Consider the following 19,925-nt stretch of genomic DNA (forward strand, 5'->3'; position numbering starts at 1 on the left):
CCCGTCAAGTCATTTCATACAGCAGGGCTGTATTGCCCTGCACCAGTTCCAGATGGGAGCGCAGCGTTTCAAGTCCGCTTTGCACCGCCTCGGTGGGCAGATCCCAGTCTGGGGCAATTTCAGCGGACAACTCCGGGAGGTCCTGCTCCCGCAAAGCTGCCAGCACATTAGACGCCAGCTCTCCCTCCAGCAGAGCGCAGTCCAGGGTGTCCTCCGTCTGGGGAGCAGGAAAACGGACATCCAGATCCAGCTCGCTCTCACACCAGTCCCAGATGGCCATATAGACCGCGCCGGAGCAGTCGCCGTTGGACAGTTCCTGCCGCTGGCCGTCTTTGAGCAGATAAAAGGATGCGATCTGTGACATGGTAATTCCTCCTATATGTTATTCGCTTCCATCAGCCCTTCTGCCTGCATCCGGATCACATAGAAAGCCCGCACCCAGTCCAGCTCCGGCTCCATGGATTCCTCCAGAGCCAGCAGGCGGCGCTTTCCCAGCCTGCGGTCCAAAAGGGCAAAGATGCGGACAAGGGGATTCTCGCTGACGAGGCTTTTCTCGATGCTCTGGTTGTCAAAGATACCAAACGCCTCATAGAACACCTTTTGGTCAAAGGTGCCCTGCTCCAGCGCAAAGGCATGAGCCTGGTTGATGGCCTCTTTTGCGGAGTCGCAATCTTTCAGCGTTGTGGACCGCAGGTGATGAAATTTCGTCCACACATTCTCAAAATAGATGTAGTAGTTGCTCCGCAGTACTTCCACACCGTCCATGCGAATGGCTGCCCGGCCCTCATGGTCAGCGCTTTTGCTGTAACTGGTGGCAAAATACTGGATGTGGCCCCGGAGCGCCGGGCACAGGTAGTCATTCTCCAGTTTGTTCCGGATTCCGCTCCAGGTTGACATAGTGGTCACTTCCTTATCATTTCAGTTACTTTGATCGATACAGACACTCAGTTGTTTTTCGTAGGGGGCAATGGTTTTAGAAAAGAAGGAGATGTCGTCGCTGGACGCCCCGGTAATATAGAGCTCTGTGCCGTAATGCTCACTGTAAAAATGCATGTTTTTCCCTTTTATAAAGATGGAAAAATACTTTGTCATTTTGCGAAATTCCCCGTTGTCCGCAGGTGCTTCGGTCAGCAGTTCCGTCAGCAATGCGTCCGTGACCGTTCCTTTTACAGAAACTTCAAGCCCATCTTCCGAGGGGGTTCCATATCGGGAGGCCTGCTGGATTTCCAGGACTTCTTCTTTCCAGCATCGGATTTCCAATTCATCACCAATACAGACAAACCGACCAACAAGTTTTTTCCACCAGTCCGATGAAATTGAGTCGTCTATTACCTGAAGACGGATGGTTCCCATAACACACCTCCGAACAATGAAACTTTCACTCTTTATAGAGACTGGCTTTCTTTCCGATACAGACCGGATTGCAGCAGCTCCATCGACACCCGAATGTTTCCGCCCCACTTATTCGGCTCTGTGGTGTTGCTGCTCTGCGAGATATGCCCGGAAGCATTCGACAAACTCCCGATTCCGCTTTGGGATATCGAATCCCTTCCGATGGGGAAAGAACCCCTCCCGTTCTACATCGTCCAGCAGCTTCGGCAAGTCGGAAAACCGGGCGAAGAATGGTAGAGCATAGTCCTGGATCTGCTCAGAAATCTCCTGGATGGAGCGTTCCCGCTCCAGCAGAGTAGATACCTCATAGCGGGGGAAGTCATCATACCGGCGGGTCAGCCGGGCGATGGAGGTGCCCACGATACCGTCATAGGTCTCCTCCGTCCCTTCCTGCTCACTGCGCCACTGGGCGATTATCGGAGAGCCCACATGGAAGGTAGCGGTAAAGGTGGTGGAGCCAAAGCGGATGGAGGGAGAAAAATCAAAGGAGAACACAAAGATGCCGTCTTTTTTGTAGATGTCATTTTTGCTCTTGCGGTATTTGTAACCCAGCGGGATCAAGGGCTCCGCGATCCGCTCACAGGTATAGACGAAAATCTCGCGGGGCTTGGTTCCCTTGGGGAAATCCTTCTTCTCCATGTTGCCACCTTCCTTCACTCATTTACCGTTCCACTCTCAACCGCCGCGTTATTTTTATTGCTCATTGAGATACCTCGCCAATTTCTTCTCCAGCAGTTCTGTCATATCATTGCAGAGGCGCTTTACCTTGTCCTGCTCATGGGCGTAGTACCAGATGGTTTCCTCTCCAGGGCGGAGCAGGAGCTGGTCGCCGTCCGCTTCTTTCCAGAACTCGCCCAGCACACAATACCGCTCTCCATGGATGGTCAGATCAAACATCCCGGCAAGGGAAAGGATCACGCCTGTGGACGCCTGGATGCCTGCGGTCAGCAGGAAGAACTCCCGCACCTGGGATGGGAGCGTGAAGTCCAGCACGCTTTCTTGATTCCCGATTTGCTCCTCCGTGGCGGCGGGCTTGATCTCGTCAGAGGGGTCCAGCACCTTTGCCAACGCCTTGGAGAACTTGGGGTATCGGCCAAACAACTCCGGGTTGTTGGTCTTGAATTCCTTTTGCTTTTCCCGCTGCACTCGCTCCTGCTCCTTGCAGAAAACATCCAGCTCGGCCAGATACCGCTCCTGGTAGAGATTGCTGGCCTCAAATGCTGTGCCGCTCTTTTCCAGAATGGCGATGGCTCCCTTTTGGCTACCAAACACCGGGACCCACTGAAAACCGTGTCGGCAGGGCTTCAGTTTCAGAAATTCACCCCGACTCAGCAGGGCTTCCAGTTCCGGCTCATGTTCGCCCCACCAGTTCTGCCAGGTTTCGGGAGTTTCCCGCCCCTCGACCAAGTCCAGGAGCTTTGCTGTCAATGATTCTTTGTTCATAGGTGTCCACGCTCTTTCTCCGCCATTACGATACTTGTGATTCCATGACTTCGCCATTATCGTTGATATAAGTGTAATGAATAAAATCCTCGTCCACAAGCAACAGGTATGGACTAAAAACTTCCCATGCATCATGATCGCTCATGATGTCAGAATATTTGCCAAATACATAAATCTGAAATAATGCGTCAGTTCCCATTAAGAAGCACAAGTAGACATTTCCATGGGGATATGGGCAAACTTCTTGGATCGCCAGCTGCCCCGGCTGCTTAAAATTGAGTTTTGAGATAAAGGTTTCAATTTTGCGTGTTTCCACTTCATCTGCGTATCGGTATTTTTGAGAAAAATGTTCGATGCTTTTTGTAAGACGGTCCTTGTATTGCTGTATTTCTGCTCTTTTCTGCCTTTTCTTGAGCTGCGCTTTTTTCTGAGCCAATAGCTCTTTCCTCTCATGATCCATAGGTCACTTCTCCGTTTCAGAGGGCGCAGGAATAGATGCTCATGGCCCCGTAATCGGTGTGCAGGACAAGCCCGCTTTGAGTAAAGGCAAAATTCACCTGCCGCACCACAAAGGGGTCATCAATGGTGGCCAACAGCTGGCCGCTGCTGGTATCCCACAGCTCTATGGGAGAATTACCCCGTTCCTGCTGAACAGCCATCAGGCTGCCCCTTGTCCGTACCATGCAGGTATCTGAAAAACTCAGCCCCTGCCGGACGGAAAACGGGAACGGATTGGCTATCTCCTCTCCGGTCTGGGTCAGATAGAACCTGCCGCCCACCGAGAAGCACTGGTCATCCGGAGAGAAGAAGGGATGCCAGCCCGCATTGGGAATCACTACTTTTTGGGCGGACTTCAAATCGACCATCACATACTCACACTCGGTGACACGGTAGGCCGCTTTGCTCTGCCGGGGAGACAGCATCCCGAAGCAGTAATAGGCAAAATTCGGATCTTTTGACTTCTTGCATTTTACCGCTTCCCGCCACACCTCTGTGTTGCTGCCAAAGTCAAAGACGACGATCTCCTCGCCTGTGTACCACAGGGCCAGGTCGCCGCTGGCATCCAGCATGGTCTTCATGCTGTTTTTCTTGTTGGCAAAGGGCGTGATTTCATGGGTGCGGAGCGAGAACTGCTGGAGAAGATAGCTGTTGTTCAGAAGAAGGGTGCCATTGGAGCAGAGGACCTGCTCGTAGGTCATCCGCTTGGCACCCAGAGAGACCGTTTCAAGGATCTCCCCGCTGCCATCGAAGTGATAGAGGGTCTCGTCCTCAAAATCTCCGACCACCCTCGTCAGGAAGAAGTCGTCCCGTGTGAGGGCGGCAGCCAAGGGCATAAAGCCGTTGCTGTCCTTGCCGACAAACCGATGGCACCGCGCCTGCCCAACAGCGGCATCCCGATTCTGATAGACAAATCCTTTCCGCATCTGGCTCATCATGGCGCTGGCCGCCTTGCTCTTGACCTGGTAAACGGAGTCGCACAGGATCTCCTTGACCTTCCCGCCATTCAAGCAGGTTCGGATGGTATGTCCGTCAATTTCAATTCGCCACTGCTTATTTGTGGCGGGGTTGAGGAAGGTTTTTTCAATCATGGTTTTGGCCGTTCCTCCTTTCGGATCAGGATGCTTTTTCCCTCGGAGTTGATGCTATACAGGTCATCCAGATGGATGTGGAATCCATCCCCGCGAATAGTTTCTGCCATACCCAAAGCGGCTTTCGCCAATAGAAGCAGCCCCGCCCGGTTTCCCGTTAGCTCCAATTCATTTCCATCAGCATGAGTGGTAAAGGAGAGGTGGGCTTCCGGTTCCACTGGAAGGATGGGCAGTTGTTCATCATTCAGTTGAATGGTCAGTGTTTTGGGTTTCATCGCTTGTATCCCACCTTTTGAAAACTCCTCAATCAAAATCCATCCAGACCAAGTGTTTTCCGCAGTGGAGGCATTGGAACAGATAGCATTGCAGATGCCCGCCGTTGACGGATTCCTGGATCATTTCCTTATGTTCGTCATCCCACATTGGATCGTCCAGCACATCCTCCAGCACACCCAGCGCCCGCAGTTCTCTGGCACCCACATGGCCCAGATAGGCACAGTAGTCGCCGCAGTGGGCGCGCCAGTATTCCTGCTGCCAGCCACAGTAGCCAGGAGTTCGGTGGATCAGCTCGTCCAGTCGGGCCGGGTCCTCCACGCCATCGTCCACGGAGCAATCGTCCTGGAAGCTGCCATCATATTTCCGGGCCGCCTCGCCGCTGGAGATACACTCCGGGCACAGACACTCAATATCCTCCACAGCGTAAAAGGGGCCTGTATAGAAAATATGGGTCGTCTTGCCGCAGCAGTCGCAGGCAACGCCATCCGCGGACTCCTCAAAAGCGCCGGTTTCCAGAGGATTGGGGTGATACCGGAAGGTGGGCAGGCCCAGCTGGGCCTGCCGCTCCTTCTCTTTCTGCTTTTCCTCCGGCGTTTTGGGCTTGGGGAGGGCATAATGATTGCCCCAGTTTTCCGCATAGTCCTTCAGCGTGCCCAGCCGCTTGAGTGTCTTTTTATCGGAACGATTTCCGATTTGGCAGAGCAGTTCGTAGGCATCCTTCTTGAAATCCAGCAGATCATACACATCCACCAGCACCTCCTTGGCCTGTTTGTCTTCCGACTGCTCCAGTTTCTCTTTGAAGGTATAGAGAGCGCGGACACTGTCTGGATTTCCTTTTGTCTCTCGAAACTGCTTTTGGAGTTCAATATATTGCTTCAGATATTCGTTCATGGTCACAATCTCCCATCAATCCCACCAGAGATACCAGACAGTGGACTGCCGCAGCACATCCGCCAAAGCGCCCACGGTGGCGTCTTCCGGTCCCTGGTCGATGACATCGGGACAGAAGCCATACAGTTCTACCGCCGCATCCATGGCGTTCTGATTGGGAACAGGGGAGGGGAGTACAAACTCCAATTCATCGTGGCTCATGGCGGCAGGCACCGCGCCGTACTGCTCGAACCAGTATTTGGCCGCTGCCATTAGTTGGGGTGTGTCGGGGCACTCGTTCCAGTTTCCGAAGGGCAGATAGGCGAAGATCTCCCAGGGATTCTTGACCGGAATTTTCGCCAGAATGAGAGGATGGGTCATATCGGTGTCGGAATCCCAGTAGCAGGAGATACGGTTATTCTCGTAGCCGCCCTCCATCTCGCCCAGGATCTCCTCATCCCAGTCCATATCATCGTCCTCGGCTTCTTCCTTGCGCTGGCCGGTCAATTCATCCAAAACCGCCTTTCCGTCCTTGACGGGGGCGGAGAGTATCTTTTTCCGGTACTCCGTTACAGTTTTGAGGTCAAATTCGTAAATGTCTGCTTCATTCTCCGGGTCGGCATTCATCACCAGACACTCCAACAGCGTTTCGTCATCCGCCTTGATGAGCACCGGCACAAAGCCTTCTTGGGCGCTGTCCCGCTTGGCATAGTTGTAGGCTGCCATGATGGGGTCATCGTCCTTCATGGAGGGAAAATAGGTGCATTCACAGTCCAGATACTCCATGATGGCCTGAGCCACCTCGGAAGGCTCCAACGTGTCCTCGTCGAAGTCCTGTCCCTGCCAGTTGGTGAAGCGTTTCTCAATCACCTCTGCCATGGCCTGGTAGTAGTCCTCGTCAAAGGGGATGAACAGGTAGGCTTCGTCCTGGATCTCGTCGGAGTAATTGCGCTCCTGCCCGATGACGCCAATGGCGTAGTCGTCGATGTCGCTGGGGAAATAGGGGCTGTCCGGCTCCCCATAGTAGTAGGAGGCAAAGGCCCGGCCGATCTTGTTAAACATCGGGCCCACCAGCTGCCCATCCAGCTCATCCCGGATAAACTCCCGCAGATCCACGCTGGCAGGATCAGCCTTGACCTTTTCTACCACCTCTCCGTACTCCGCAAGGAATTCTTCGCCCATCAGGTCGTGCTCCATGCACCAGCGCAGGTAAATAGCCATGTGGTTGTAGGCGCTCAGCTCATCCACCGGCAGATTCTTTTCCTGAATGGTTTCCAGATGCCAGTCAGCGCAATCCATTTCCATCACGCCGCCGTCCTCCACACTGCCAAGTTTGCCCATAGTCATGGCGTTGGGACGGGTATTGTAAGTCACAAAGCTGATTCCGTCCATTTTGTCGAGCAAGGCATCTGCGTCATGCTCCATCTTATATTCCAATTCCTCTCGGTAGAGGGGGATCACCTGATAGAAGTTGACCTCCTCGCCGCTCGGCAGGATGCAGACCTCGCTGCCACCTTCGGTGTCCTGGGGGCCGGTCAGAATGGCAGCGCACAGCTTGGTGTCCTTTGCAAAGTCCTCCTCATTGTCCATGGTATGGCCGAAGCCCAGCCAGGTATCGCTGGCAATGGGCAAGCGGGCCAGGGTTTTCAGCAGGCGGATAGGCCAGTACCACCGCTCATTCTTCAAATCCTCACGCTTCAGCTTCCAGTTCCCCGGCAGCGCGATGGCCAGCTCCGCCCGCTCCAGCTTATATTCCGCCAGTTCCTCCGGCACATTCATCCGGTGAGCGCCCATCCCCATGGTGACCAGAGTGTAGTAGTCCCGCTTCTCGGAGGGCGGCACCACGCAGATATCCACATGGATGTCCGGGGAAGAAAGCTCATGGAACACATTCTCGAACTCACCGAAATACTGCTGGATGTGCCCCTCGACGGCCTCCATCTCCTCCTCGGTGTAGACCTCGGGAACACCGGATTCCTCATCCTCGGGCGCTTCGCCATCCGGGTCATCGCCGTCATCGTCAGGGTCACCGTCCGATGACGCCCAGGAGATTTTCAGGGTCATCTGCTCCTCCGGCAGTCCGACGCCAGGGCTGCGGGTGATGGTGTGCTTATCATCCTCCGCAAAACCGATGGTCTCTCCATCGTGGAGGTCCACATCATTCTCCAGCACATAGGAGGCAAGACTGGCCAAAAAGTCCCGCAGATCGCCCGGCTCGGCATCGGTGCCCAGCACCTCCATCTCGTCCTTGCCAAACGACGCCATGCCGTAGGTGTAGCCGTTCATGCCATGCTCATCCCGCCAAAGACCGAACCAGATCCAGTTGAAGATGGGCAGTTCGTCCTCCTGCATCATATCGGCAAAGCCCTCATAGAACCGGGGCTCAAACACCACGCCGCTGGTATAGATGCCGGTGGCATATTCCTGCCGGCAGCAGGCGGCTACCACCTTGGCGAACAGCTTGCCCTTTTCCAGCAGATCCTCCTCTTTGCCCAGCACCGCTACCATCAGGTGGGCACGGTGCTCTTTGGCTACCTTGACCGCATCCTCCCACATATAGTTGTTTTCCGCATTGCCCTCGGCCTCGCCGCCGGGGATAGGATAGGCGGCCAGGCTGACGGCGGCCAGCATGTCGCCCACCTCAAACACCAGGGCGTCGTCGTCCTTCTCCTCGCTGGCGTCGTATTCCTCCACAGCGATGTCCCACTTTTCCTTCATGTCCCGGATGAACTGCTCTTTATTCCATTCTGCTTTGGACAGCAGCACAAAGCCGGTGAAGACGCCTGTGTGGTCACTCTCATCCTCGGCTTCTGCCTCGACTCGCTTTGCGATCTCTTTCTGGCACTCCTGAATCACCGCCGGGGCGTCCTCGTCTTCGGGGTCCAGCTCCGCCCACCGCTGGGCGTAGGGGATAGCCTTTTCCTCCTGGCCATGGAGATACTGATATCCATAGGCCATCCGCATATTCCACTCCGCCTTGTCCTGGCCTTCTTCCCGGACAGACTCCAGCACCTCGATGGCTCGGCGCAGGGCCTTATCTCCCTTATAGTTAGGAGTACCCTCGTCGTGGTCCCCAATGATCGCATAGTTCTCCAGCGCCCGTGCCATAGCGTAGGCAATACGGTAGTTCCGCCAATCCTCCGGAATGGCATTCAAGGCCTGGATGCAGCGGGTGTACTCGTCCTCGTCGTTCCACTGCTCCAGCTGCTGGAAGAATTCTTCTTCGTTCTGCGGGGTGTAAGGGATATAGTCCATGCCCGTCAGCGTTTCGTCCAGCTCGGGGATCTGATCCTCATCGTCCGGCTCCTCCTCGGACGGTGTTTTCAGGTTCACCGTGCCCGCTTCACGGCGGAAGGTGTGGAAGCTGGCCCAGGGGATGTCGCTGTCCTCGAAGAACTTCTTTGCCATCTGGAGCGCCGTTTGGATATCCCAGGCGATGAAGTCCACATAGCCGCAGAAGATGCCGGTGGCCCCGCCGGTGAGGGTGAGGATCTCCGGGCCGTCCCCGGCGGCGAGGGCCTCCTCCAGCCGGTCCCGGAAATCGAAGATCTTCTCGCTCCCTTCCTCCTCCCGCAGAGCATCCAGAGGATAGCAGAAGAAGCCCGCCACCGCGCCGTCGGCATGGAGAGCGTCCATGAAGTCATTGTCGGCATCCAGATAGCCGTTGATGAGCGGCACGCAGTTGGTGGAGCCGACCATCACATCCAGCCGCCAATCGGCATCCGGGTCCTTGTTGGGTTCCATTTTGTAGCCGAGGTAGCTGTTCAGATAGGCTTCCGGGTCAGTGGAGAGATTCGCTCCCTTTTCCTTCAGCTTGTCCGGCAGCTGGGACATGGGGATGGACGGCTCCGCCCTGGGGGCCTCCAGTACATCAAAGCTGTCTATGTATCTCATGTGGGAAATCTCGCCCAACACCTGGTCGGTAAGGGTGGTGAGCATCCACCAGGCCCGGCCTCTTTCTTCCTCCAGCATGGGCAGCAGCTTTTCGCAGTAGGCGGAGAGGGCGAAACTGTTTTTTCCCTGCTGCTCCAGCCAAATCTGCACATCCTCCCCGGAGATGTCCCAGCCATCGTCGGTGCGAAGGCCGATGTTTCGGATGGGCTGACGGCCTACCAGTATGTTCCAGTGCTCCAGCACCTCCTTGGGGGCGTGCTTCTGGAAGTAGACCAGCTCAAACAGCTTGACCTTGTCACCCTCCGGTGTGAGGATCAGCTCGTACTTCTCGCCGTTGAAGCCTATCTCGAAAGAGATTTCGTCAAACGCCTGGTTCAGAATCCCTTCCACCCGGTCCACCAGCTCCTGGCCCCGGGTGTGGTCCTTGTCCTCGTCCATCATTCGGCGCAGTTGGGCCTCCTGCTCGGCAAAGTCTTTCCATGCAGATTCCGTCCGCTCCCGGAAGCACATCGAAAACCATGGCCGAGAAATGTCCGTTTCGCACCATTCGATGAATCGCTTGGTGTCCTCATCGTCGGGGCGGGCCTCCAGCGCCTTGCGGAAATAAGGCAAGGCCCGGCCCCCCTGATCCAGGTAGTAATAAGAATAGCCCATGCGGAAGTTCCAGTAGTGATCGCCCTGAAAGTATTCCTCATGAGGTTTTAAGAGAGCGATGGCCTTTTTGAGTAGCGGACGGTTGGAAGGTGCTCCCAGATTGTTGTAGGCTCGCGCCAGCTCCATATCCATTTCCGGGGTACGCTCCTGGGCGGGGATGGCCTCCAGCGCGTCAATGATTTTCTGATATTGGCCCTTTTCATGCCACTTCTGGCACTGCTTCAAAATGTCCATATCCGGGTCCTCCTCGTCCTCATCTGGTTTCCAGTCTTTGATCTGCTGGAACACGCCATTTTCATCCCGCTCAAAGGCGCAGGGGGCGGGGGTGTTCAGCAGAGGAATGATGTCGGGATCGTCGTTGCAGATTGTGTTCAGCTTGTAAATCCCGGCATTGTTGGGATCGTCCATGTACTCCTCACTCTCATCACCGGCGGTGAAGCGCCAGCCGCTGTCCCAGTCGCCGTCCGGCTTCTCCCGGTAACAGTAGCCAACCTTGTAGCCCTCCACCGTGATACGGTTGGTGGCAATGCAGCCATCGGCACCCTTCCAGTCAGGGAGCAGAGATTTTACATCCTCCGCTTTCACATGGTAGTCCCGGTTGCGGCCAGCGGCCTCGTACAGCTCCTTCCGCAGCGCCTCCACATCCCGAGCCATCTCCTGGATCTCCTCGTTGTCCATCATCTCACTGAGGTCATATTCCAGCGGATTCTGGGCAAAATCCGCCAGGGCCTTGTTCATGGCGTCATGCTCCTCTGGCGTAGCGGTGATGCGGATGCGGCGGGCAGGGGTGTTGTACTCGTCCAGATCCTGAAGGTTTACACTGCCGCTGACGCTGCACTCCAGCAGGATGGCGGCCAGGTCGGTGACCACATCAATGGCGAAGTGGAAGTCCATCTCCACGCCATCGGAGTGTGTAAACTCCAGATACTCCACGGTCTGGCGGAAGTCCCAGTTCTGCTTGTCCAGCCCAATCTTGGCGAAGATCTCGCTGAGGGGGATCTCCTCCTTCTTCTGATCTACCAAAAAGGCCACAAGGTTCAGGCTGTCATCCGAGCCTCCGATAAAGTTGCCCCAGTATTTTTTGATATACATGACCATCCTCCTCACTTGCGCGTCAAAGTTCCGTTATCAATAAGGGCAGCCTCCCGGATGCGCCGGAGGGATTCCGGCTCCATCAAAAACTCCCGCAGGTTCGGGTCCTCAAAGAAGGACATGGGGCGCACCTGCGTCGGCCCGGCAACCACCCACAGCCGCGATGTTGCCAACCGCTCCGCTGTCTGGAGCGCCTTCTCCCGTTCGCCTAAATAGAGATAGCGGGCGATTGCGTCCCGATAGGAGGAGTCAGCCATGGGCACGCCCTGGATCTCCTCAAAGAGATCTACGGCATCCCTGGCGGTTCCGAACATACAGCAGTGGTTATAGAGTTTCCGCTTGGCATCGGGATCGTCCGGCGAGAGTTTCTTATTCTGTTCCACCAGCTTTGCCCAGAGCTGCTCCTTTGTCTGCGGTTCCTCCGGTTCATGGTAGGGGTAGTTCTTGTCGTTGTCCGCAAAGGGCATAACGCCCCGCTTGAGGTAGTCCATCAGAATGTCACAGAACCGATCCCGCTGGGGGAGGCCGTTCTCAGCACGGATGCGCGCCTGTTCCTTTGTCAGCGCCTCAATCATCTCCTGCTCGCGGTGGAGCTGGATGGCGGCCACCGTCATGGCAATCATGTGTTCATCGCTCACATTGCTGTAATACCACTCCTCCAGCCAGGGAAGGATGGTCAGATCCAAAGCCAGCGCCTTTTCATAGTCCAGGTTGAAATATGCGACCTCGGCCTTGACCGCCGCTACCTGATGAGGATATTTATCGGCAAAGGATTCCAGCGTGTCCAAGGCTCCTTCTTTGCCATCCATGATCTCATAGCAGACCATGCGGACTTTCTTGGGAAGTTTCACGACATCCATGTCGACGCCTCCTTCAGTCTTTTTTCTGTAAATAGTAGGTTCCACACCGGCCCCACAGCCGGGTGTCCAGATTTTCCTTTTTGATATCTGCCATCTGCCGAAAGACCGGCGCACCCCGGATGCAGGCTCCCATAAAATAGAGGGCTCCACAGTTGCGGCACTGCATATAGTGGCAGACGGTATAGTGCTGCTCAGCGTCCAGCACTGCGCCGGTATCCTCCAGTGGGCAGTCACCGGCGTACAGTTCCATGTCACCCTGCCGCTCCAGTTCCATGAGTTTCTGGAGAAGCTGGTCATATTGGCGGTAGGAGATGCTGCTGTCTTCCTTCATCTGTGCCGCCAGTTGACCACAGGAAGGGCAATACAGCTTCTTGCTGTCCATCTTCATCCCTCCGGCTACAAATTACTTTCTACAACCATAACGGTGGGATAGGTCAATGCTGTTTCAATTCACCCTCTAAGCGTTTCAGGTAGGTTGCAGGAACCACCTTTGTAAGCCAGACTCCATTGGCGGACAGATAAAAGAGATATCCGTCCCGGTGCATCTGTCCGGCATCCACCAGATAGATCACAGGTTCTCCATGCCGGCGCCCAACTTTCTCCGCTGTTTCCTGATCCGGTGAAAGATGAACATACAGGCGGCTCTGGGGGAGCAGTCCCTGGGCCTCGATGGAGGCGGCAAACCGCTGGGCCGTCCCGTGGTACAGCGTCTCCGGTGGCTCAGTCACGGGGAGTTCCACATCCACCTGAATGGAGTGGCCCTGGTTGGCCCGGATTTTTGTCCCGTCCTCGCTGAAGGAATACCGCTGCTTTTCATCACTCTGTACGATTTCCTCCAGGATGTCCCGGTTGATGGGGTATTTTCTGCTGATACCCGCCAGCAGCGCATTGACATCCGCCCAGCCGTGGGTATCCAACTTGATCCCAATAATCTCCGGCTTGTGCCGAAGGATCAAGCTGATATACTTGCTGATCCTTGTGAGATCGGGTGTTGTTTCTTTCATAACCTACCTCTTGAAAATTATCTTTTAAGCCATCGTTCCAACATATTGATTTCTTGAAATGGATGCCACAGCAATTCTGCCATTTGTATCGATTCCTGCTGCTCTGACTCCTCAGAAGGATTAGAGCAAGGCGTTAAGTGCAGTACCAATTCTTTCTCGGTTTGATTTTGGATGGCAATTTGATGACCATTTGTATCCATTGTCAACACCGTGAATTGCCGCTCATACAAATCTAGGAGAAGCAGGGGACACTCCACTCGATTTTGGCCGGATAAGTACACCTGTGACTTCAAACACACATACCGGCCATTTGCAGAAAACACAGGGGTTTGAGGAGGGAAATGGGCTTTGTCCGCGTTCAGTAGCAGGAGGGGATGTTCTCGGCTTTCGAAAACAGCCAGACAGCCTACCTCGTTGCACATACTGACTTCTGCAATGGAATAGATCAAGATGGCATATTTATCAGATGGAGACTGGGTGAGTTGATCATAAACATAGGGAAAACGCTCCCTAATCCTCCAATGAGGCAGGCTTTCAAAGAGATAATTCCAGCCGTTGATGTCCATTGTTTCCCTCTATTCTCTCAAGTCATCTCTACCCGGATAATGGGCCGGTAGAAATCATAGTCGCCGTTCAGTTCCTTGTCCTCCTGCACTTCCGGCTTGCAGTGGGGCGAACAGGGCAGAAAACCGAGGAAGATTCCAAGTCCGCCGCAGATGCTGCGCCCGCCATCACCGCCGCAAGTAGTAAGCTGCTCGGCCTTCACGACCTCCCGCATATAGGGGTCATAGGCGATGGACACTCCGAAGAAGTTAGGCTCCTCCATATCGAAGGGCTTGTCCTCATCCTCCGGGCTTTCGAAGTGGTGCAGGTGCATGGAGTAGTCCATTCCATCTCCCCAGGGGAACAGGGTGCGGCACCCACCGCCGCACAGATAGGCCCACTCGTCTGCCGTAGGCAGCGAAAGCCCCTGCTTTTCCAGCCCGGCAAGGAGCGCATCGTAGTCTGTGCGGTTATAGAGACAGATCTGAAAGCCCTTCTCCGTCCGCTCAATGCGGGCTGACTGGTGCAAGGTAAGGCTGTCAAGGTCGCTCCAGGCAAAATCCCGAAACTGCTTCAGCCAGTCGGGGTGGGCGGTCAGTCTGGGATCGGCCATTGTGACCGGCTCCCAGCACAGTTCCTCCAACTCCCGGCCCACCAGCATAGGGCCAATAGCTGCCTGCCGAACGGGAGCCATGCTTTCCCGGATCATCTCCTCCGGGTCCTGTTCCATCTCCCATTCCTGGAACAAATAGTCCAGTTCCTCTCGGCTGTCCTGATCCAGCCCAACAGCGAACCGTTCCCAGCCCAGGGTGACGGTGTCACCGGGAACAAAGACAAACTTCCGGCCATCTTTCTCGAATATGCCGGTGGTACAGTTCTGGCCCCAGCGGTCAAAGGTATGTAGACCGTGAAAAGTCATATCATAACGAGCAGCCAGCCTTTCCATCAGTGCCTGTTTCTCGGTGGTTTCCAGTTGATCAAATTGGCTGCGGAATAAATTTTCGTTCACAGTAGTCCTCCTTCGATCCTTTCTGCGTGTTCCAGCAGATAGCGTCGGCCATCCTGCTTGGCCTGCTCCAAGTATTGTGGAAGCAGGCCGGAATGGATGGCGTCCAGCGAGACCAGAACCGCGATCCGCTGGTATTCCTGTAAATCGAGGGAATAACAGTTCCGCTCCCAGAACAGCGGAGCGAACTGTTCCACACAGTCAGGACGCAGAGTGGGCATCGCCAAAAGCGCCCGCCGGCTCACATATTCATTGGGGTCCTTTGCGAAGTCCAGGATCATGTCTTTTACTTCCTGGCTGCACGGACATTCTGGCAGATACGCGGCAAACTGCCACTTGGCCTCACTCTCATTGGAGGCTGCGGCCCTGCGGCAGAGGCACTCAAACCATTTTGGATGGGAAGTGGTCTCCTGTATAAACCCCTCCGCTTCGTTGTCCCTGGCGATCAGATAGACCATCTCATCCAGTAGGACGCTGTCTGCCGTTTCTGCATCCATTTGGGTCAACACATGGCAAAAGGCACTGTAAGTATCATTCCAGTATGGATAATCGACTTCCCACTCACCGCCGAGTTCCTCGCTGGTTTTGCCGGGATAAGTGGCTTCCTGCCATTGATGGAACTTTATTGCCTGCTCCAGTAGGCGTTCACGAATGCCCTTTGCCATGTGCTCACCTCACAATTTTCCGAAATGGTCCAGATATAAATCCCGCACAGAATAAGGGCCTACAAGGTTCGTTTCCTGCCTGCCATCCCAGGAATACACATGAATTTTGCCCTCGTCCCCAATGTACTGCTGCTCCTCAAAGGGTGCGGGGAAGGGGAAGCTATCTACTATGCTCCAGTCGATCTTGGGTTTCAGCCCATCAAACTCCTCGTGCTTGAGCCTTTTGAAGTTAAACACCAGTGCTGCCCCAATCCCATCGAACAGCAAGTCTGCGTATTCTCTGGGGGTGATACTCTCGCTCACATTGGCGGCATCAACATTCACATCCAGAACCTTGTTGCCGCAGTTTGTCCAGATTTTATCGGGGGAGAACCAGGTGGCGCGTTCCGCAGCGTCTGCAAAGTCCTCACGGGGATACCATCCGTTTGCGCTGTCCGGCTTGACACCTTCCCGAAGCTGCCCGTTGTACGGGGAAAGCGGATAATATCGGTGCCGCACCGGATCAAATCGGCCAAAGGCAATTTTCAGCAGATACTTGTGCTTTTCACTACGCATGAGCTTATGGGGCTTCACGATATGTTCTTCGATCAAGCTCCAAATGTACTCATCTACACGGATGGATACACGGGGACGGCTGAATAGTGTGATTTTGTTGGTGTCTGTATCCACATTGAGCCAGACACGATTGATTTCAACCATTGTCATTCCTCGCTTTCACCAAGTACCCCGCCATAGAGAACGCCGTTTTTCCCGAGGAACAGCATCTGGCTGCAAAGCAGGCTGCACTGCACCACAGCGACCTTGTTTCCATCACAGGTGGGAATCGCCTCCTGCTTTTGCCCAAGGCGATCACCATGAGCGGTAAGGAAGTAGAATTTGTCCCGTTGCTGGTATCCGCCTTGAAATAGGAAGGCATTGCCGGACGGGGCAACAGAAAAAGCTCCGCTTCCTTCGATTGGCAGTTCAAACACAAGATCCTCTTTGAAGTTCGTCCGCACCAGCTGGAATTCATCGTAATAATAGAACCACAGGTTTTCTTCTTCGTCCAGGCTGATGGCATAGCAGTCATAGATGGAATACTTCTCATTCTTCCAGAGAGGAGTTCCCTCCGATGTCCATGCAATCAGGCCGCAAGCGCCCAGAGGTTCATCCCAACCGTAATTACCAAATACACCTTCGTCAAAGTAGCTGGTAATGATGGTGCCATCTTTTTTTACCACACAGTCTTGAATGCCATCCCCCAGGCAGAAACGGGACAGCACAGCTCCGTCCCGGCTGACGATCCAGGCGTTCTGGTCGGGGCCGCTTTCCCGATAGGCGCATCTTGCTCCCAGCAGGAGGAAGTATTCGCCTGCAGGCCGCAAATAATGGAACTGGAACTTCAAGAGGCCAAGAGGAAACAGCGTCGTTTCCAGCACCCGCTGTTCCGCCCAATCCAGCTGGATTTCCACTGCGGTATAGGTGGAAGGAGTGCTGAGCCAGTCCTTACCCTGTGTTTCGGACGGCTGTTCCATGAGAAGATAGACTTTTCCATCCCTTGCCGTGAAAAAGTCTGTCACTTCTGTGCCCTCCAGATGGTTTTCCCGGCGCAGCTGGTTCAGGTCAATGATGGAGAACAACGGCAGATTTTTGGCTTTTATAGGTTTGTTCATAGTGTCTCCTCCTGGTTCCTTTCACGCTCCATCATAGGTGTGGCTTTCCCAGATGGCCTCAAATTCCGCCTGCTCTATGATGCAGGCGTGGAATTCCTCGCCCCAGACATGGGCGTTCAATTCCTCCACGGTGGGGATCGGCGTAATCTCAATGGCGCTGTCGTAAAGGTCAGGGATATTGCGGGTGCGGCCATCCGCAAAGATGTCAATGGAGCGGAGGGCCAGCCGCTCATTTTCGGTATCCACTTCATAGAGGATGACCGGTGGCTCTCCCTCTGGTGCGCCCTCCCAAAAGAGCTTGATGTACTCGATCATTCCATTTCCCTCATTTGAACCAATGCCACCCCGTCATGGTGCCGGTTACCTCATCTATCTGTATTGCGATATCATAATTGCCGCGACAGCCCAGCAAGGCCGCAAGATGATCGTTTTCCATAATCAAATCATAAAACTCAACCGCTATACCTTGGAATTTCTCTGGGATCTCCAGCACAGAAAAGGAATCCACTGACTGAGCATTTTGGAAAAATTCAATGGCCGTTTTACTGCATTTTACTATAATCCCTGTTTGAGTGGTCAACTCTTTCATGCTTTCGCTGCCTCGCTCATGTTCAGATACATCCCCATCGTTTTTTCATCGGCACAGGCCGCCCGGATCATTTTGGCCAGCATCATCAAATCGTCGATGTATTGGGAGTACACGCAGAACACATCCTCGTCGGAGTCGAAGTGAAACAGATCCTCGCCGCTGTTGCCTTCCTCGAACTCTTGGATCACACCCCGGACCAGCCGTTCCCAGTCTCCGCTGCTGCCGGTCAGTCCCAGCCGACGGAATTCTTCCGTCCGGAATCCATCGTTGATTTTAAGCAGAAGGGAGATGGCATAGGGGTGGTGGGGAATGAGAAAGAATGGCGCGATCTGCTCCGGCTTCACCCAGATTTTGAAGGGCGGGCGCGGATCGGGTATCCAGGGCAGTATTTCCCATTCATCATCCCGTCTATTTCCGTATTGGCATAGGTCTTTCATGTAATCCCTCGCTTTCCGGCACATCAGCAGCCCAGTTGTCCTCCGTTTACCGGGCGGAAGATCCTGCGGCCCGCCAGCAGTTCCTCCAGCTTTTTGGCCAGCGCCTCTACAATGGCATGGCAAGGGTTTTCGTAGCCCATGATCTCCAGCTTTTGCAGCTCGACGCAGTGGAGCGTTCCATAGAAGCCCAGCATAAACTCCGTCAATTCAGCAATCATCTGGTAGCCTTCCATGTTGCTCACATCCGTCTGGCCCTCTTTGGCGGTCATCAGCCCGATGATCCCCACCGCCACGGTGAAGGCACCACAGCAGGACTGCTTGGTCTGCATCCCAAGGCCCATGACGGAGAACATCTTCCGGGTCTCCTCGGACAAATTCAGATGGTAATATTCATTGCAGGCCATGAACATCGCCTCGGCGCAGGTCAGTTCTGTGCCGATGTGGTAGTGGTTGACCAGTTCATAGAGTTTCATTGTTGCCATACTGTGCTCCAATCGCAAAGCATTTCATTCTGTGTCACTCGGCGCAGTTCGTCCCGCACCTCCATCAGCGCAAAGCCCAGTAGGTTCCGTCCCCTCCACTTCATGGGGTCCTGGGCCTCCGGGGAGCTGGCCGCGAGGCGGATGCCCCAGATGGCATCGTAGGGGCTGGCCTCCACCAGCACGCTGTCCCCGGTGGAAAGGAGAAACTCCCGCAGTTCGCGGTTCTGGCTGAATTTGTGCCAGTTGCCAAGCAGCACAATGGCGTACTTGAACTTGTCCCATACCTTCTGCTCAAAGCCCCGCACCTTGCGGCCCAGGGCCTTGATCTGCTTTTGGTCGCTGCATTTCAAAATCTGGTCCCGGATCTCTTTGTCACCGAACAGCTCGGCCTTAGCAGCCATCATATACTGCTCCATGCAGAGGTAGGAGTCAGCCGTCGTATAGAAGTCCTCCATCCACCACTGGCTGAGGCAGCTTTTTGTCAGCTGGCCGTCCTCGGCAGGCTGATGGCTCCAGAACAGGCACAGCTCCCGCTTCCGCCCGGCGGCAAGCTCCTGCTGGAGCCACTGGCGGGTGTACTTGGGACGGCCCTCCGACTGCCACGCATCCACCAAGAAGTCACCATGCTCCAGCACCTCGCTGCTGTCCTCGTCATCCCACCAGCCCTTCCAGGTCACCGGCTCGGGAAAGAGAGTGCGGTATTCCGTCCGCTCCTCCGGGGAGAGGGTGTCCAGCCAATCGCCAAATCGGTATATGTAATCCTCCCCATAGCCCATGCGCCAGCCAATGGAGTATCGCTCGATCTCCCGGTGGGCCAGCCAAGGGGGAGGCATGATTTTCTTATCTTGTAGTGCCATATTGTTTTCCTCATTTCTCTTGCAGCTTCTTCAGCAGCTTCACGATCCGCTCCCGGTTCTTTGCGGTTTTCATGAAGGTGGGGAGATGGTCGGCCTGGGTCTTTTTCTGCCTTCCCGATGGCTTTTCCCTCAGGTCGGCGCTGAGATAGCCAATCAGATAGGCCAGGTGCTCCCGGTTGAGAGCCCAGACTGGCTTACCCTGGAAGGAGGTCAAAAACCACAGTTCCAGGCCGAACCAGGGGTCCTTGCCGCCCTGAATCTCCGCGCCATAGGAGAAAGCCTCCGCCGTCTTGTGTACCTCGCCCGGCATGGTTGCCCCGCAATAGGGGCAGGCCACATGGAGGACGGGAAAGTGTTGTTTTGCCTCATCTTCAATATCCACCCGGTAGTATCTTCCGCAGTTTTTGCACTGGTTATGGACATCGTAGCGGTAGACCGTCCGATCCTGCGTCATCCGATAGCCGCAGCTCAGGCACCGGAAATAGGCGTTGTCATCATCCGCTGTCACCACACCTGCGCCGTGGCACTTGGGGCATTTCACCTGGATGCCGGTGGTGAGGGCGCTGTAGGCACTGTGGGTGAAATAGGGTTCATCAACGATTCGGCTCATGCGACCGCAC

General features: G+C 54.9%; 24 protein-coding genes. All 24 read right to left on the reverse strand.

The features are described 5' to 3' along the window. Positions 1–4: 4 nt before the first annotated feature. The 24 genes from B5E42_RS04765 to B5E42_RS04880 all read right to left on the reverse strand — a co-directional run bounded on the left by B5E42_RS04765 (position 5) and on the right by B5E42_RS04880 (position 19,915). The gene (locus B5E42_RS04765; RefSeq protein WP_087237157.1) at positions 5–364 is read right to left on the reverse strand and encodes a hypothetical protein; all 360 of its coding nucleotides are present in this window, start codon (positions 362–364) and stop codon (positions 5–7) included. An 11-nt stretch (positions 365–375) separates the two neighbouring features. Next, positions 376–897 (reverse strand): hypothetical protein, encoded by a 522-nt coding sequence (locus B5E42_RS04770; RefSeq protein ID WP_087237159.1) that lies wholly within the window; start codon positions 895–897, stop codon positions 376–378. Positions 898–918: 21 nt separating this feature from the next. Continuing rightward, positions 919–1,353, reverse strand: a complete 435-nt coding sequence (locus B5E42_RS04775) for a hypothetical protein (protein WP_087237161.1) — start codon at positions 1,351–1,353, stop codon at positions 919–921. 108 nt (positions 1,354–1,461) lie between these two features. After that, the gene (locus B5E42_RS04780; protein WP_087237163.1) at positions 1,462–2,031 is read right to left on the reverse strand and encodes a DUF4304 domain-containing protein; all 570 of its coding nucleotides are present in this window, start codon (positions 2,029–2,031) and stop codon (positions 1,462–1,464) included. 54 nt (positions 2,032–2,085) lie between these two features. Continuing rightward, the gene (locus B5E42_RS04785) at positions 2,086–2,835 is read right to left on the reverse strand and encodes an SMI1/KNR4 family protein (protein ID WP_087237165.1); all 750 of its coding nucleotides are present in this window, start codon (positions 2,833–2,835) and stop codon (positions 2,086–2,088) included. Between the two features lie 25 nt (positions 2,836–2,860). Then, on the reverse strand, positions 2,861–3,295 hold the full coding sequence (locus tag B5E42_RS04790; RefSeq protein WP_087237168.1) for a hypothetical protein: 435 nt from the start codon (positions 3,293–3,295) through the stop codon (positions 2,861–2,863). Between the two features lie 16 nt (positions 3,296–3,311). Then, positions 3,312–4,424 carry a hypothetical protein gene (locus tag B5E42_RS04795; protein ID WP_087237170.1) on the reverse strand — a complete coding sequence of 371 codons (1,113 nt, stop codon included), beginning with the start codon at positions 4,422–4,424 and terminating at the stop codon, positions 3,312–3,314. Then, entirely contained in the window at positions 4,421–4,699 is a 279-nt protein-coding gene (locus tag B5E42_RS04800; protein WP_087237172.1) for a hypothetical protein, read from the reverse strand. The genes B5E42_RS04795 and B5E42_RS04800 overlap by 4 nt, the downstream gene beginning before the upstream one ends. Positions 4,700–4,727: 28 nt before the next feature. Continuing rightward, positions 4,728–5,591: a CbrC family protein gene (locus B5E42_RS04805; protein ID WP_087237175.1), complete on the reverse strand. Its 864-nt coding sequence runs from the start codon at positions 5,589–5,591 to the stop codon at positions 4,728–4,730. 15 nt (positions 5,592–5,606) lie between these two features. Further along, positions 5,607–11,210 (reverse strand): DUF2185 domain-containing protein, encoded by a 5,604-nt coding sequence (locus B5E42_RS04810; RefSeq protein WP_087237177.1) that lies wholly within the window; start codon positions 11,208–11,210, stop codon positions 5,607–5,609. A gap of 11 nt (positions 11,211–11,221) precedes the next feature. Continuing rightward, positions 11,222–12,070: a hypothetical protein gene (locus tag B5E42_RS04815; RefSeq protein ID WP_087237179.1), complete on the reverse strand. Its 849-nt coding sequence runs from the start codon at positions 12,068–12,070 to the stop codon at positions 11,222–11,224. A 13-nt stretch (positions 12,071–12,083) separates the two neighbouring features. Continuing rightward, positions 12,084–12,452: a hypothetical protein gene (locus tag B5E42_RS04820; RefSeq protein ID WP_087237181.1), complete on the reverse strand. Its 369-nt coding sequence runs from the start codon at positions 12,450–12,452 to the stop codon at positions 12,084–12,086. A 52-nt stretch (positions 12,453–12,504) separates the two neighbouring features. Further along, a complete protein-coding gene (locus tag B5E42_RS04825; protein ID WP_087237183.1) occupies positions 12,505–13,074 on the reverse strand; it encodes an RNA 2'-phosphotransferase in 570 nt (189 codons plus the stop codon). Positions 13,075–13,091: 17 nt separating this feature from the next. After that, on the reverse strand, positions 13,092–13,640 hold the full coding sequence (locus B5E42_RS04830; RefSeq protein WP_087237186.1) for a hypothetical protein: 549 nt from the start codon (positions 13,638–13,640) through the stop codon (positions 13,092–13,094). A gap of 17 nt (positions 13,641–13,657) precedes the next feature. After that, positions 13,658–14,626: a hypothetical protein gene (locus B5E42_RS04835; RefSeq protein ID WP_087237188.1), complete on the reverse strand. Its 969-nt coding sequence runs from the start codon at positions 14,624–14,626 to the stop codon at positions 13,658–13,660. Next, positions 14,623–15,288, reverse strand: a complete 666-nt coding sequence (locus B5E42_RS04840) for a hypothetical protein (protein ID WP_087237190.1) — start codon at positions 15,286–15,288, stop codon at positions 14,623–14,625. The genes B5E42_RS04835 and B5E42_RS04840 overlap by 4 nt, the downstream gene beginning before the upstream one ends. Positions 15,289–15,297: 9 nt before the next feature. Next, positions 15,298–15,987 carry a hypothetical protein gene (locus B5E42_RS04845; RefSeq protein ID WP_242967017.1) on the reverse strand — a complete coding sequence of 230 codons (690 nt, stop codon included), beginning with the start codon at positions 15,985–15,987 and terminating at the stop codon, positions 15,298–15,300. Positions 15,988–15,989: 2 nt separating this feature from the next. Then, on the reverse strand, positions 15,990–16,940 hold the full coding sequence (locus B5E42_RS04850; RefSeq protein WP_087237194.1) for a hypothetical protein: 951 nt from the start codon (positions 16,938–16,940) through the stop codon (positions 15,990–15,992). A gap of 21 nt (positions 16,941–16,961) precedes the next feature. Beyond that, positions 16,962–17,255 carry a hypothetical protein gene (locus B5E42_RS04855; RefSeq protein ID WP_087237196.1) on the reverse strand — a complete coding sequence of 98 codons (294 nt, stop codon included), beginning with the start codon at positions 17,253–17,255 and terminating at the stop codon, positions 16,962–16,964. 10 nt (positions 17,256–17,265) lie between these two features. Further along, a complete protein-coding gene (locus tag B5E42_RS04860; RefSeq protein WP_087237198.1) occupies positions 17,266–17,529 on the reverse strand; it encodes a S6 modification enzyme RimK in 264 nt (87 codons plus the stop codon). After that, the gene (locus B5E42_RS04865) at positions 17,526–17,966 is read right to left on the reverse strand and encodes an immunity 51 family protein (RefSeq protein WP_087237443.1); all 441 of its coding nucleotides are present in this window, start codon (positions 17,964–17,966) and stop codon (positions 17,526–17,528) included. The genes B5E42_RS04860 and B5E42_RS04865 overlap by 4 nt, the downstream gene beginning before the upstream one ends. 23 nt (positions 17,967–17,989) lie before the next feature. Continuing rightward, positions 17,990–18,448: a C-GCAxxG-C-C family protein gene (locus B5E42_RS04870; RefSeq protein ID WP_242967018.1), complete on the reverse strand. Its 459-nt coding sequence runs from the start codon at positions 18,446–18,448 to the stop codon at positions 17,990–17,992. Next, positions 18,436–19,305, reverse strand: coding sequence for an NADAR family protein (locus tag B5E42_RS04875; protein WP_087237202.1), 870 nt, complete (start codon positions 19,303–19,305; stop codon positions 18,436–18,438). Before B5E42_RS04875 ends, B5E42_RS04870 begins: the two co-directional genes overlap by 13 nt. A 10-nt stretch (positions 19,306–19,315) precedes the next feature. Continuing rightward, positions 19,316–19,915: a hypothetical protein gene (locus B5E42_RS04880; RefSeq protein ID WP_087237204.1), complete on the reverse strand. Its 600-nt coding sequence runs from the start codon at positions 19,913–19,915 to the stop codon at positions 19,316–19,318. Positions 19,916–19,925: the final 10 nt, after the last annotated feature.

This window comes from Flavonifractor sp. An10 (genome assembly GCF_002161215.1).
Taxonomy (GTDB): domain Bacteria; phylum Bacillota; class Clostridia; order Oscillospirales; family Oscillospiraceae; genus Flavonifractor; species Flavonifractor avistercoris.